Here is a 12,785-nt window from a genome sequence, read left to right on the forward strand (position 1 = left end):
CCAAACCAAAGTGTCGCGGGATGGAGCAGCCCGGTAGCTCGTCAGGCTCATAACCTGAAGGTCGTAGGTTCAAATCCTACTCCCGCAACCAGCGTCAGAAAATCTCAGTACAGCCCGCATCACCACAATTGAGCCGCCAGTTCAATCGCTTGTCCGAGCCTCGTCGATTTCAGGGCCTAGGTCCCAGAAAGGCAGCGCTGTAAGATCGCCGACACCTTATTCCCCAAGGCCGGAGCCTCGGATTTTCGGGGGCCCGCTATGTTGAGCGTTTCAGTCTTATGTCTGGCCATCCATGACTGGATATTGCGGATGCATGCCTCTTCCCCGGCTTTGACGTTGACGACTAGGCACGGTTTTTCCAGATCACGGGCGAAATCAACGGTTTGATCAGTTCCCGGGCTGTTCGAGCCGTCCACGAAAACCAGGGTTGCGTCGCTGGATGCAACGTTGAGCCGGGTGCGTTCGATGACGTCGCTGGATTGGGTTTCCTTCATGCCTTCGAAATGGTCGGGGATTATCCCTGCCTCGTTGGTTCGCCCTTTGGGCACCCAGCCACCAGTTGGCAAGCCGCAGCGGTGCGCGAATTCAAGGGCTGCGGTGTCCACGCCTGTCTGACCGCCAGATATGATTTTTATTGGCATTTGTCCGGCTCTGGATAAGGATCAGTCTTACCGGAATATTAAACGCCCAAGCGACGCAGGCCAGCTTATTCTGCATGCCGGTGGGGCTGCATTCTGTCTGCTACAGATATTCTACTATAATTGATCAAGTTCGCCGCGCAGGGGGTATCCTGCGCGGCGGGTATTCATCAGGCAAATGAGACGCCGTTCTCGCTCATCGGCAGTTCCGAGACGCGAAGGTCCAGTTGCGCGATCGCATTCGCCAGTGCAGGCGCCGAGGGGGGCGTGCCGGGCTCGCCGATCCCGGTCGGGGCTTCGGCAGAGGCCACGATGTGGGTTTCGATCGCCTTGATGTCCGAGATGCGCAGCGGTTCGTAGTCGGGGAAGTTGGACTGTTCCACGGCACCACCGTACAGGGTGATCTGATCCCGCATCGCGTGACCGATCCCATAGCCAATACCGCCTTCGATCTGGGCTTTGATCACGTCGGGGTTCACCGCGATACCGCAATCGACGGCAGCGGTGACTTTTTCGACCTGAATGCCGTAATCGAGATCACCCGAGATTTCGACAATCTCGGCGACATAAGATCCGAAGGATTTGTGCACGGCAATGCCTTGCACATTGCCTTCGGCCGGTTTGCCCCAATTGCCTTTCTCGGCCACCAGTTTCAACACGGCAGCTTTGCGTTGCTGGTCCTTGTCACCTTCCAGATAGGCCAGACGGAACTCCACGGGATCTTTGCCAACGGCCTTGGCGGCCATGTCCATCATGACTTCCATGACATAAGCAGTGTGGGTGTGCCCGACCGAGCGCCACCATAGGACCGAAGTCGCCTTTTCGGTGTCTGTCAGACCAATCGCCATACCGGGAATGATATAGGGGTTGTCTGTGACACCTTCGACTGTGGAATGGTCTATGCCATCGCGCACGGCAAAGGACTCGAACGGGGTGCCTTTCATGATCGATTGGCCGGCGACCTGATGTTCCCAGCCAACGATGGAGCCAGCGCTATCCAGTCCAACGCGCACTTTATGGCCCGCCGCCGGGCGGTAATATCCGCCGCGAATGTCGTCTTCGCGATCCCAGACCAGTTTTACCGGACGCGTCCGGTCAGTCATGACAAAGGCCAGAGCAGCTTCGACCTGATAATCCGCGTCCGGGGTCGCACGGCGACCAAACGAGCCACCGGCCAGCATTGTGTTGATGTGGATCTTTTCGGCCGGAAGCTCGAAAATCTGCTGATAGGCCATATGCGGTCCGGTCGGCATCTGCGCGCCATCATGCAACACAATGTCACCCTCGGCGGTCTGTTCGATGGTGCAGTTCAGCGGCTCCATTGGGGCATGTGCCAGCAGCGGGAAATAGAATGTCTTTTCCACAATCGTCGCTGCGCCGTCCACTGCCGTGGTGACTGCGGCCTGATCGGCGTTGTTCACGTTGTAAACCGGTTTCGCATCCAGCGCCGCCATGATCTCATCCCGGATTTCCTGAGACGACCGGGTTTCAGCGGCAGACAGATCCCATTCAACCTGCAACGCCTCGCGCGCTTGCATCGCGGCCCAGGTGTTTTCGGCATAGACAGCGACACCATGTTTGGTTGGAAGGGTCTGGGCCATGATGAAACCCTTCACCTGCTTGGCGTCGGTATCGTCAAATCCGGCCACCAGACCACCACGCTGCGGCGTGCGTTTGACCATGACAACCATCTGGTTGTCCAGATGAACATCCATTGCGAACTTACCGCTGCCGTTCACCTTGACGGGGCTGTCCTTGCGGCGCGTGGCCTCGTTACCGATGATCTTCCATTCGGACGGGTCGCGTAGGCGCGGGTTTTCCGAAGGTGCGATGTCGGCAGCCGCTGTAACGAATTCACCCAATGGGGCGGAGTTACCGGAACCGACTATCAGGCCGTCCTGAATGTCCAGCGAGCTTGCGTCAACACCCCAGGCATCTGCAGCTGCTTTGATCAGCATCTCGCGCGCATTGGCTCCGGCGGTGCGGTATTGCAACCACGAGTTCGCCATCGCGGTCGAGCCGCCGGTCCCCTGAAACGGGCCGAACAAAGTGTTGTTGTATACAGTTGGATCAGATGGAGCGAATTCATAGCCGATCTGGTCCATCGTCACGCCCAACTCTTCGGCGATCAGCGATGTCAGGCCAGTGGCTGGACCCTGACCTTTTTCAAAATGTTTCACGATCGCAATGACGTTGCCATTGCTGTCGATCTTAACAAATGGGTTCAGCATCGCGTCCGCGCTACCGGATGCTGCGACCGCACCATCGGCGTTTGCGCCGACATAGAGGATCGCACTTGCGGCTGCGGCGGACTTCAGGAACCCACGGCGGGAAATATTGGCTGTCATGGGTCTCAGGCCTCCAGAATCTCGGATGCACGCAACACGCCTGCGCGGATACGTTGATAGGTCGCGCAGCGGCAGGCATTGCCGTGCATGTAGTCATCAACTTCTTCAGCCGTTGGCTTGGCGTTTTCGCGCAAAAGCCCTACGGCATTCATGATCTGACCAGATTGGCAGTAGCCGCACTGAACCACGTCAAGTTCCAGCCACGCCTGTTGGACGGCGGCACCAACTTTGTCCTGATCCATCACTTCAATGGTCGTGATTTCGGCGTCTTCGACATCTTCGATATAGGTCTGGCAGGACCGAACAGGTTCACCGTTCATATGCACGGTGCAGGCCCCACACGAAGCGACGCCGCATCCGAATTTGGTGCCGGTCAGTTTCAACTCATCCCGGATCACCCACAGAAGGGGGGTGCCGGGTTCGGCCTCGACGCTATGGGTCTGGCCATTCAGTTTAAGCGATATTGCCATGGCTGTAGGGGCTCCCTTTGGCTGGTTCGTTGGATTGTCAAATTGCGTGGATTGCGCAGTGCTTTTTGTGGGGTCTCCACAAAGATAGCGCTGAGGCACGCAACGTCGCTGCCTTATCCTCCGAATGATCTGCCTAATCCTCCGACAGCCTGCGGTTTGGTGTTTCCTGACGCTGCATAGACCCTATATTTCAAAGGCAGAGGAGGCACGGGATGCAATCGAAACAGCTGGTTGATGATGTAATCGATCTTGTGAAAGCCAATGGCGCTTTGGGTGTCGGCTGCGAAACCGGTGTCGATGGGTTTTATGCGTTTGGCAGTCTGGAGACGACCGAATGTTCCGCAGGATTTTATGAACCGATCATGTGTCTGGTCCTGCAGGGTGCCAAAGAGGCTTATATCGGGGGTCGCGTCGTGCGCTACAGCGCGGGTGATACGTTGATCGTCAGCCATGCGGTTCCGGTTGAGGCGGCGATCAAACAGGCCAGCCCGGGTGAACCTTATGTCGCGCTGGCGCTGAAGCTGGATCTGGCACTGGCGCGTAGCCTTTACGATGAGATCGGTGAGATGGACCAGGCAGATGTCAATGTGCACACATTGGATGCAGCCGTGTCCGAGGACGCCCTGATCGAAGCGGTGACACGTTTGTTCCGGCTGGCGCAAGATCCGGTCGAGGCGCGTGCGTTAGCGCCGCTGGTAACGAGGGAAATTCACTTTCGCCTGTTGCGGGCGCGCCATGGTGGAATGCTGCGCCAACTGTTGAGTCAGGAAAGCACCGCGAGCCGAATTTCCAAGACTATTGCCTTTATCCGCAGCAACTTCAGATCCAACATCGCAGTGACCGATCTGGCCAGCGAATCTGGCATGAGCCCCTCGGCATTCCACGAGCATTTCAAGACCGTGACGTCGACCACGCCGTTGCAATATCAAAAGGAATTGAGGTTGCTTGAAGCGCGCCGGTTGCTGTCAGGTGGAAATATCTCGGTTGCGTCAGCGGCCTATGATGTCGGGTATGAAAGCCCGACTCAGTTCAGCCGCGAGTATTCACGCAAATTCGGGATTACACCCAGCGATCAGAAATCCGGTTCAACTCTGTTGGCGGGATAAACCGACCTTTGACGCGTGGGATCCCGAGAAGACTACGATCCCAATGTTTAGCTCTCGCTCTGCATAGTAACACGCAACCAGGATGGATTGCCCAAGCCCCGGTACTCGGAATTCATGGAGCTCGCCGTTGCCGTCAGCCAGGAATCCGGCGAAAGCGCCGCCCGGTGCTTTGCGGACCTAAGCAAATTGGCGGTGATCAGAAACAAAAGGCCCCGCCGCTCATGCGGCTTTTCGCAAATCCTCGATGGTTGCAAAAGTTTTCGAATTTTTGGCCAGTTCCTTTAGTAGCAACGCCAGCTCTTTCTCTTCTACCAGCTTTGCCGCCTTGCCCGGCGAGAACCAGTGGCGCTTGCGCTCGTTCCGTTCCTTCCAGCGGCGTTTGAGCTTCTCTACGATCATCGGATAAAGCGTCACGCGACAGGGAATGTTGTCCTTGTCCTGATACCGCTTGTCATAATGAAATTGACCAATCGCGTGTTTCGAGATCGACCCCACGGCCCCGGCCTCTTCCAGCGCTTCAATCTCGGCTGCGTGCCAGGGTTTTTTGCCGTCCATCATCCAGCCTTTGGGAAATACCCAGCGGCCCCGGTCACGTGAGGTGACCATAAGAACGCGCAGCTTGCCGTTTTTTTCCCAGCGTATGGGCAGTGCTGCAATCTGATCAACGATATCGGTGCTCATGCGGTGCCCCCAATTCGGTAGGCCGCAGTTGCAGGATGTTCCACACTGCCGATCATTTGCCTGTCTATGTCGTGTGTTTCCGGTCGGTACATGTCAGACTGCGCCTCGAAGTTCTTTTTATATTTATGGATTCTCACAATGATATAAGGGATATGCAACAAAAAAATATCGCCACACGCCCGAAAGACCACAAGATCTAGTGTGTAGCAGAGCCAGATCAACGCATGTCCGGATCGAAAACGCGCTGCAAGACCCCGGAGTACAAGCAGGGCCGTCAGAAACCACAGGCAATCATCGGTGTCGCGGTCGATGTCCTTGTCGTGAACCGGCCATAGTCGCGACGATCAAGCAACTCGGTCAGGTCGACCAGATTTTTCTCCGCCTTTCTTTCACCAGTTCATTGCCCTCGGTCGTTCCATCGTGAAAGGTGCCCAACCAGCTGTCCCACGGTGTCTCGAACGTCCCATAGTTGCAGTCGAAGAAGCGGTGGTGAAGCTGGTGAAAAAAGTCCCCGACCTCAAGCCCTCCTGCCTTGCCAAAGCTCAGCTTTTCAAAACCGGCGTGCGAGGTTGGGGCGCCAATGCCATGATGGAACAATAGGAAAATGACGTGGATTGGATGGGCGGGCACAATCAGAAACAACAGGGTATCTGTCATCAGGATGAAACTTTCGACCGGATGCATGGCAAGCCCTGACCAAGGCCCGGTATTGATGTTCTTGTGGTGCCAGGAATGAACGTGCTTGTACATGAACCCAATGTGCAACAGGCGGTGCTGGCAGTAGAAATAGAACCCAGCCCAGATCGGTATCAGAATGATCAGCAGAACAAACCATACCGGGTTGGAGGCAAACGTGATCATCGTCGCCCAGCCTTTGGCATAGGCGTACCACATGAAACATTCCCAGAACGTCCAGAACTGCATCGCAACAAATGACCAGAGCATGTTGTCCCAGACCTGATTTTTGAACCAGAACGCCTTGGTGTTGGTCATCATCGGGCGCATGTCATAGCGGGTTTCATCACCTTGTACGCCAAATCTCCAAAGCAACAGATGCAGGCCACCAGCAACGGCAAACAGGATGATGAAGTTGCGGACCCAAACCTGAAAGACCCAGTCGAATGCCAGCGTTTCCGCTCGGCCTATCTCGGGTGTTGCGAACGCCCAGGTGATGATCGCGCCCAACAGAAAAAGGCAACGCATACCGACCGGGTTCCAGCTGCGCAACAGATACACAACCGATGCAACAGGTTTCATGGGCCAGTCCCAGTATGGGGCGACCTGCAGTGGCAGGCTGGGTGTGAAATTCCAGATTTTCCGCGGTACGCGCGCTGGTCTGTCGGCTTGATTTGTCATCTCAACAGCTTGCTCAGGCGCGGTTAGCCGCAGTTTCCGGTACAACAAGCGGCCGGTCTTCGGCCTGCATCACCGCAGGATCATAGGGTTTGCGTGCAAAAACCTCGTGCACCATGGGGGCAAAGAAAGACAGGGGCAGCGTGTCGTAGTCGGGATCAAAGCTGGCCTGATCCCAGCGTTCGCAAAACTCGGCGCAATCGTCGAAATATCTATGCCCGCGATGCCGCTCACGCTTGTTTTGATCGAACCCGTCCAGGTGATGGCCATAATACAGCATCTGGAAATCGCCGTGGGTTTCCACGCACCAGCGGCATTGCTCGCGCACAAACGGCTTCAGGATGGTCGCGGCATATTCATCGTGGTTATAGGGCGCAAAGATATCCCCGATATCGTGCAGCAACGCTGATACGACCCAATCAATATCTGCGCCATCGCGCCAGGCCCGCGTCGCGGACTGTACCGAGTGTCCAAGCCGCGTGATCTGATATCCCGACAGACCTTCATCCAGATGTTCCAGCGCGTGAAGCAGACGATCAGCAGTGCCTTTTGTGTACTCGATCTCATGTGCGGTCAGGAATTCATACTCTTCCTTGGTGCCGTCCTTCATCTGGGTAAAATTCACGCGGTCCATGATTCTGGCGTCCTTTCGGTTGGCTTGCGTCAATCATTCCACAAGTCGGGCGCGATTCACGAGAGCAAATTGTTGAATGCTTTGATGCCTTTTTGTTATCTAGCTGCCACGATGATTAGACGACGCTTACCCCCGATGAACGCATTGCTTGCGTTTGAATCAGCCGCCAGGCATGGCAGTTTCACCCGCGCCGCCGAGGAGCTTTCGGTCGCGCAACCTGCTGTCACGCGGCACATCGCTAACATCGAGGCATGGTTGGGCACCCCAGTCTTTGTCCGCCGCGGAAACAAGGTCTCACTGACATCGCAAGGTCAGGAGCTGGCTGAACTTGCGACCTCGGTTCTCGACCGCCTCGAACTGGGCCTGAGAAACGTGGTTGCGTCTGATGAGCGTGAGTTGCGCATAGGTGCGTCCTTTGGCGTGACGCATCTGTGGCTCATGCCGCGAATAAGCAAGATGCGCGCGGCGGCACAGGTGACGATCAATTTTCTGACGTCGGACAACTATCGTGATTTCGACGATCCTTCTGTGGATTTGTCGATCCGGTTCGGCAGCGGCACCTTCGGCGAAAACTCAAGCGACCTGCTGTTCCCCGAGACATGTCAGGTCATCGCCAGCCCCGCCTTTCTTGCATCCAATCCGGGCTTTGATCCCTGCAAGTTGGCCGAGACCGTCGATCCCCGGCGGATGTTCGACCACGGTGATCCTTATGCCCATGGCTGGATGACATGGCATGACTTTGCCGCACAGACCGGTCAGACGCTGCGGGCTGATACTCCGTTCCAGCGGGTGGCAAGTTATCCAACCATGTTGGATATGATTTGCGCGGGCGAGGGGGTGGGGATCGGCTATCGCGGGCTTGAAGAAACGTTGATCGAGCAGAATCAGCTTGTTCGGGTTGGCCCCGCCATCAGCCGTGCAGATCGTGGATATTACATGGTTTATTCACAGGCCGCAGAGGCCAAGAAGTCGTTAAAAAGGTTAAGGGATTATCTGGTTTCAGGCAGCGCGCCATCCCTTGAAACGCCACCAATGGAAACCTGACGGGCAGACCCCGCATCACCTGCGCCCTTTTTTTGGGGCTGGTGACGTGCCAGACTTGCTGGATTACAGGAACAGGAGTTTGAAAGATGGCACTGTTTTTTTCCCGCCGTACCTTTAATGCGCAGAAAAAGAAATTCACCTTAAAGCCTGCGGCGAAAACCCGATACGTCAGCATCACCAAGCAAAGTGCCGGTGGCCGCATTCGCAAAGGCGGCATCGTGAAGCAATCGAAATGGCTGGAGCTGGTGCGCAAGGAAGGCGGGGACAGCTCGGTTTTGATCTATGTCCACGGGTTCAACACCTCACAAAAGGGTATGCTGGACCGATTGGGAAAGATCGAAAAAAACCTCCGATCACAGGGGTATCGGGGTGCGGTTGTGGGGTTTGACTGGCCTAGCGACGGGTCGATCCATACCTATGATCGGGACCGATCCGACGCCAAGGCGGTTGCGCCGCATCTGGTCGGCGACGGGATCTTGCCGCTGCTGGCCATGTCACCCAAACCCAAGGTTCACATATTGGCGCATTCCATGGGCGCGCTGGTCGTCCTGCGTGGCTTTTCTGATTTCGGCGATGGGGCCGGGGCCGGAAAAGGGAACTGGGGCGCAGATCAGGTCATGTTCGCCTCGGGCGACGTGGATTCAGCCTGGCTTGAAAAAGGGGCGTGGGGCGATCTGGTCCTGAAAAAGCGCAGCAAACGCTTTACCAATTACTACAGTGGCAAAGACAAGATCCTCGCGCTGTCTGGGGGGCTGGTAAATGGGGGCAGGGCCCGGGTGGGGCATGTCGGTATGCCCAAGCTGGTGTCAAAGACCCATTGGGACATTTACTGCGATGATCAGTATCTGCGCCATGTGCCCAAGGGAAAGCGGACCAAAGCCTTTTCGCATCGTTGGTTGTTTGACGACAAGGGGTTCTACAAGGATGTTGCCCTTACCCTGGCTGGCGCGGATGCAAAGAAAATGCCAACGCGGCACAAAACAACAATCTCGGATCTGGCGTTGCTGACCTGAAACGCGCCCGCAAGGCTCTGGTCGGGCTCTGCGATTGACGCAACCTCACTTGGCAGCTAGATCCTGTGTCCATGGAACATTGCAGCGTCATTACTGTGATCTGGTGGCTGGTCTCCTGACAAGGCGGCCAGAACATTTCCATTTTTTCTGAGGCCGCCGCTTGGGCGGTCTTATTTGTTTTCAACACTCCCCAATGCGGCGCCTCAAAATCTCATGAGGACACGCATATGAACAAACCCATCATCCTGACAGGCGACCGCACAACCGGGCCGCTGCATATCGGCCACTATGCGGGCTCGCTGGCCAATCGACTTCGGTATCAAGACAGCCATGAACAATTTCTGCTTCTTGCGGACATGCAGGCCCTGACCGACAACGCCCATGACCCCGACAAAGTTCGTCGTAATGTGCTGGAAGTTGCGCTGGATTACCTCGCGGTGGGCATTGACCCCCAGAAGACAACGATTTGCCTGCAATCGCATCTGCCTGCGCTGGCCGAGCTTTCGATGCTTTATCTGAACTTCGTGACAGTGGCGCGGCTTGAAAGAAACCCGACCATCAAGGATGAGATTCAGTCCCGCAGATTTGGCCGGGACATTCCTGCAGGCTTCCTGTGTTACCCAGCAGCGCAAGCAGCAGATATCACCGCCTTTAAGGCTACAGTCGTCCCTGTCGGAGAGGATCAGGCCCCACTGATAGAACAAACGAATGAGATCGTGCGCAAGGTCAATGCGACCGCGGGTGCATCGGTTCTGCCAGATGTGCAGGCGGTGATCCCGCAATCCGGGCGGCTTCCCGGGGTTGATGGCAAGGCCAAGATGTCAAAATCCGGTGGCAACGCCATTTTACTATCCGCATCACCTGACGAAATCCGTGCAGCTGTTCGGGCGATGTATACCGATCCGAACCACCTGCGCATCGAAGATCCAGGGCGCGTCGAAGGGAATGTAGTTTTCACTTATCTCGATGCGTTTGATGAGGCGAAAGATGACCTCGCCATGCTCAAGGCCCACTACCGACGTGGCGGGCTGGGCGATGCGAAGATCAAGGCGCGACTGGAGGACATCTTGCAAGCCTTCATCGCACCGATCCGCGCGCGTCGCGCACAGATCGCAAAAGACAAAGGCTATGTTCTTGACATCATTCGGCAAGGCACTGACCACGCAAGAGAGCGGACCGAAACCACCAAGAGCGCGGTGATCAAAGCCCTCGGGCTGTTTACGCTTTGATGTGTCGGACGAACTGGGGCAACTTGGATCGTCCAACAACGCCCCAGATCGCGTTCATTGGACTAGTTGCCCAAGGCAGTATCCAACGTGTCCCGAAAACGCTGTGTCACCTTTGCAAAGCCCTCGTCTGTGCCATGGATTTCATCGATCCAGTCGGTCAGATTCGGCATCGCGCCGCGGCAATTCACAACCAGAACATCGTTATGCGTCTGCGCCAGTTCGTTCAGCATGTCATAAAGGTGGTCGATCAACCGTTTCACGATGTTATGGCGCAAGTTGCGCTGGGTTTGTGTTGTCGTCGGAAAATGGCGCTGGTCCAGAGGCTCGCCCAGCCATTCGTTATTCGCGGCGTGGATGGGATTGCGTGGATCGTCATCGATATGAGGGAAGGGGAACGTGTAATCGTACCCGTGAATGATGATCGGAAGCGTCTCTAGCCCCGGTTCGGCCCGCACATCCGTGATCACCCGCGTGTAAGCTGTGCGCAGAGTATCCAGTCGCGTTGTCAGAACGCCACTGTCGATATGGCCGTCGATATCGGTCTCGTTCCCGTTGAAATCTTTAAGGATGTCAAACAACGCAGATTTCTCTGTGTCCGGATCCTCTCCGATGATGTCATTGCCAGCGGCGGAAAACAGAAAGGCGCGAACATGTTCTTTTTGGCGGCGCAGGTTGATCATGTATTCGCGCCCGCCGGATTCTTCGGGGCCGTCCACCATGTTCTTTGCCGTGTCCCCGGCTGCAGCCAAAGACAGGATCGCGTATTTGTCCGACAGATGATCTAGGATTTCATCCACGAGGATCGGAAACTGAAACCAGCTGTCACCCTCGGCGACCAGCACGGGTTTGTGACGACTGAATATCCGATCCAGATTAAAGGCCAGCCGCCGCGCAGTCCGCTCGATCCCGTTTCCGGCCTGCATCGCGTTTTCAAGCTGAATATCGTCAGGGATGTCCACCACAAGGTCGGGGTTCGGAAGAACACGGAAATCAAATCCGCTGTCCCCGGGGATTACGATCGAATAATCGCGAAACTCTTTGCGGCGATTGCGGTTCGCAGAAAGAGAGACGTAAGTGTCGTAGGAAATTTTGTCCATTTGAAAAAACCTTGCACAATAAAGCCCGCATTTTAGGCTCAAAGCCATTCTACACCAAATTCAATTGTGAGATCACATGGCGATTACCCCACTGGATCTGGGCTTTGATGATCATGACGATGCCATCGCGCGGATGATGTCGCGCAAGGTTAAGTGGCAGAAAGCCCAAGAAAATATTGCAAAAGGAAATGGCCGCGCGTCAGAAAGCGATCAGAGACGTCTGAAGGCTGAATTGCGGCAAAAAGCGATGCAGACTGCCGAATCGGAAGGTGGGCAGAGTTTTCTGACCCTCATGCCCGATTTGGGGCAGGAAGCTCATATCGGGGAAAGAAACAACATCCTGTCAGGAGAGTTTCTGGAGATCGGAATTCTGACGGCACGGTCGGTTTGCAGGATCGCTCAGGGTCTGAAAACGGGCACCGGATTTCTGGTCGGCAACAGCGTTGTCGTGACAAATCACCACGTCATCAAGAACGAAGCTGAGGCAAAGAACTCGTCTTTCGAATTCCTGTTTGACGACAATAGCATCGGCACTCCGCGCAGCACGGAAACCTTTCTTGCGGATACAGACCATTTCTTTTGGGCGGATGAGGATCTGGATATCTGCTTTCTGGGCCTGCAGGGTGTGACGGATATCAAGACCTTTGGCTGGCTTCCGCTGTTGCGCGAAGAAGGCAAGGCGCTGATTGGCGATCCTACCAATATCATTCAGCACCCAGCGGGTGAAAAGAAGCGTATCGTGGTGCACGAAAGCACGTTTACTCTGGTCGACAACGGGACCGATGCGGATGCATTCTGTTGGTACACGGGCGATACCGACAAGGGCAGTTCCGGCGCGCCGGTTCTGAACAACCGGTGGGAAGTGCTGGCCGTGCATCACAAGGCCATCCCGGACACCGATGTCAACGGGCATGTTCTGGACGTAAACGGCAAGAAGATCGCCAAGGACCGTTTCGAAGAAAACGATGCCCGTGTGCGTTGGCTGGCGAATGAAGGCATTCGCGTTTCACGCATCGTTGCAAGACTTGAGGCGCAGGTTTTCGACAATGCGCAGCATACTTCGGTGCGCGATGAACTTCTTGCGCTGTGGTCAGACCCGTTGGTCACAGACAAGGCACGCCTTGCATCGTTTCAGGGCATGGATAAGCAACTTTAGCCGCTGGTTTTGCACC

At 55.8% G+C, this 12,785-nt stretch carries 12 protein-coding genes and 1 tRNA gene; 6 read left to right on the forward strand and 7 right to left on the reverse strand.

The annotated features are described in order from the left end of the window. Positions 1-14: 14 nt before the first annotated feature. A tRNA-Met gene (locus ACR0FG_RS10125) sits at positions 15-91 on the forward strand. An 85-nt stretch (positions 92-176) separates the two neighbouring features. Here the strand turns inward: ACR0FG_RS10125 and ACR0FG_RS10130 are convergent. The 3 genes from ACR0FG_RS10130 to ACR0FG_RS10140 all read right to left on the reverse strand — a co-directional run bounded on the left by ACR0FG_RS10130 (position 177) and on the right by ACR0FG_RS10140 (position 3,456). Continuing rightward, positions 177-641, reverse strand: a complete 465-nt coding sequence (locus ACR0FG_RS10130) for a putative molybdenum carrier protein (protein ID WP_480892619.1) — start codon at positions 639-641, stop codon at positions 177-179. A gap of 167 nt (positions 642-808) precedes the next feature. Then, positions 809-2,986, reverse strand: coding sequence for a xanthine dehydrogenase family protein molybdopterin-binding subunit (locus ACR0FG_RS10135; RefSeq protein WP_480892621.1), 2,178 nt, complete (start codon positions 2,984-2,986; stop codon positions 809-811). A 5-nt stretch (positions 2,987-2,991) separates the two neighbouring features. Next, a complete protein-coding gene (locus ACR0FG_RS10140; RefSeq protein WP_170710582.1) occupies positions 2,992-3,456 on the reverse strand; it encodes a (2Fe-2S)-binding protein in 465 nt (154 codons plus the stop codon). A gap of 212 nt (positions 3,457-3,668) precedes the next feature. Between ACR0FG_RS10140 and ACR0FG_RS10145 the strand changes: the two genes are divergently transcribed. Further along, on the forward strand, positions 3,669-4,562 hold the full coding sequence (locus ACR0FG_RS10145; RefSeq protein WP_480892623.1) for an AraC family transcriptional regulator: 894 nt from the start codon (positions 3,669-3,671) through the stop codon (positions 4,560-4,562). A 219-nt stretch (positions 4,563-4,781) separates the two neighbouring features. On the opposite strand, the gene ACR0FG_RS10150 is transcribed toward ACR0FG_RS10145, so the two are convergent. The 3 genes from ACR0FG_RS10150 to ACR0FG_RS10160 form a co-directional block, all read right to left on the reverse strand. Beyond that, a complete protein-coding gene (locus ACR0FG_RS10150; protein WP_170710580.1) occupies positions 4,782-5,243 on the reverse strand; it encodes an NUDIX hydrolase in 462 nt (153 codons plus the stop codon). Between the two features lie 357 nt (positions 5,244-5,600). Continuing rightward, the gene (locus ACR0FG_RS10155; protein WP_480892625.1) at positions 5,601-6,500 is read right to left on the reverse strand and encodes a sterol desaturase family protein; all 900 of its coding nucleotides are present in this window, start codon (positions 6,498-6,500) and stop codon (positions 5,601-5,603) included. A gap of 112 nt (positions 6,501-6,612) precedes the next feature. Further along, positions 6,613-7,230 carry an HD domain-containing protein gene (locus ACR0FG_RS10160; protein WP_480892628.1) on the reverse strand — a complete coding sequence of 206 codons (618 nt, stop codon included), beginning with the start codon at positions 7,228-7,230 and terminating at the stop codon, positions 6,613-6,615. Positions 7,231-7,365: 135 nt separating this feature from the next. On the opposite strand from ACR0FG_RS10160, the gene ACR0FG_RS10165 reads away from it, so the two are divergent. The 3 genes from ACR0FG_RS10165 to trpS all read left to right on the forward strand — a co-directional run bounded on the left by ACR0FG_RS10165 (position 7,366) and on the right by trpS (position 10,516). Beyond that, positions 7,366-8,274, forward strand: a complete 909-nt coding sequence (locus ACR0FG_RS10165; protein ID WP_480892631.1) for a LysR family transcriptional regulator — start codon at positions 7,366-7,368, stop codon at positions 8,272-8,274. A gap of 86 nt (positions 8,275-8,360) precedes the next feature. Continuing rightward, positions 8,361-9,287 (forward strand): alpha/beta fold hydrolase, encoded by a 927-nt coding sequence (locus tag ACR0FG_RS10170; protein ID WP_480892634.1) that lies wholly within the window; start codon positions 8,361-8,363, stop codon positions 9,285-9,287. Between the two features lie 227 nt (positions 9,288-9,514). Continuing rightward, on the forward strand, positions 9,515-10,516 hold the full coding sequence (gene trpS / locus ACR0FG_RS10175; protein WP_480892636.1) for a tryptophan--tRNA ligase: 1,002 nt from the start codon (positions 9,515-9,517) through the stop codon (positions 10,514-10,516). 62 nt (positions 10,517-10,578) lie between these two features. Here trpS and ACR0FG_RS10180 read toward each other — a convergent pair whose 3' ends face one another. After that, positions 10,579-11,613, reverse strand: coding sequence for a hypothetical protein (locus ACR0FG_RS10180; protein ID WP_480892639.1), 1,035 nt, complete (start codon positions 11,611-11,613; stop codon positions 10,579-10,581). 76 nt (positions 11,614-11,689) lie between these two features. On the opposite strand from ACR0FG_RS10180, the gene ACR0FG_RS10185 reads away from it, so the two are divergent. Continuing rightward, positions 11,690-12,769 (forward strand): S1 family peptidase, encoded by a 1,080-nt coding sequence (locus tag ACR0FG_RS10185; protein ID WP_170710573.1) that lies wholly within the window; start codon positions 11,690-11,692, stop codon positions 12,767-12,769. Positions 12,770-12,785: the final 16 nt, after the last annotated feature.

It is taken from the genome of Ruegeria sp. E1 (assembly GCF_056534225.1).

What these genes read in the sequence shown, in the direction of transcription:
- ACR0FG_RS10130 (WP_480892619.1), bottom strand. Translation starts at nt 641, where the DNA reads ATGCCAATAAAAATCATATCTGGCGGTCAGACAGGCGTGGACACCGCA.
- ACR0FG_RS10135 (WP_480892621.1), bottom strand. Translation starts at nt 2,986, where the DNA reads ATGACAGCCAATATTTCCCGCCGTGGGTTCCTGAAGTCCGCCGCAGCC.
- ACR0FG_RS10140 (WP_170710582.1), bottom strand. Translation starts at nt 3,456, where the DNA reads ATGGCAATATCGCTTAAACTGAATGGCCAGACCCATAGCGTCGAGGCC.
- ACR0FG_RS10145 (WP_480892623.1), top strand. Translation starts at nt 3,669, where the DNA reads ATGCAATCGAAACAGCTGGTTGATGATGTAATCGATCTTGTGAAAGCC.
- ACR0FG_RS10150 (WP_170710580.1), bottom strand. Translation starts at nt 5,243, where the DNA reads ATGAGCACCGATATCGTTGATCAGATTGCAGCACTGCCCATACGCTGG.
- ACR0FG_RS10155 (WP_480892625.1), bottom strand. Translation starts at nt 6,500, where the DNA reads ATGAAACCTGTTGCATCGGTTGTGTATCTGTTGCGCAGCTGGAACCCG.
- ACR0FG_RS10160 (WP_480892628.1), bottom strand. Translation starts at nt 7,230, where the DNA reads ATGGACCGCGTGAATTTTACCCAGATGAAGGACGGCACCAAGGAAGAG.
- ACR0FG_RS10165 (WP_480892631.1), top strand. Translation starts at nt 7,366, where the DNA reads ATGAACGCATTGCTTGCGTTTGAATCAGCCGCCAGGCATGGCAGTTTC.
- ACR0FG_RS10170 (WP_480892634.1), top strand. Translation starts at nt 8,361, where the DNA reads ATGGCACTGTTTTTTTCCCGCCGTACCTTTAATGCGCAGAAAAAGAAA.
- trpS (WP_480892636.1), top strand. Translation starts at nt 9,515, where the DNA reads ATGAACAAACCCATCATCCTGACAGGCGACCGCACAACCGGGCCGCTG.
- ACR0FG_RS10180 (WP_480892639.1), bottom strand. Translation starts at nt 11,613, where the DNA reads ATGGACAAAATTTCCTACGACACTTACGTCTCTCTTTCTGCGAACCGC.
- ACR0FG_RS10185 (WP_170710573.1), top strand. Translation starts at nt 11,690, where the DNA reads ATGGCGATTACCCCACTGGATCTGGGCTTTGATGATCATGACGATGCC.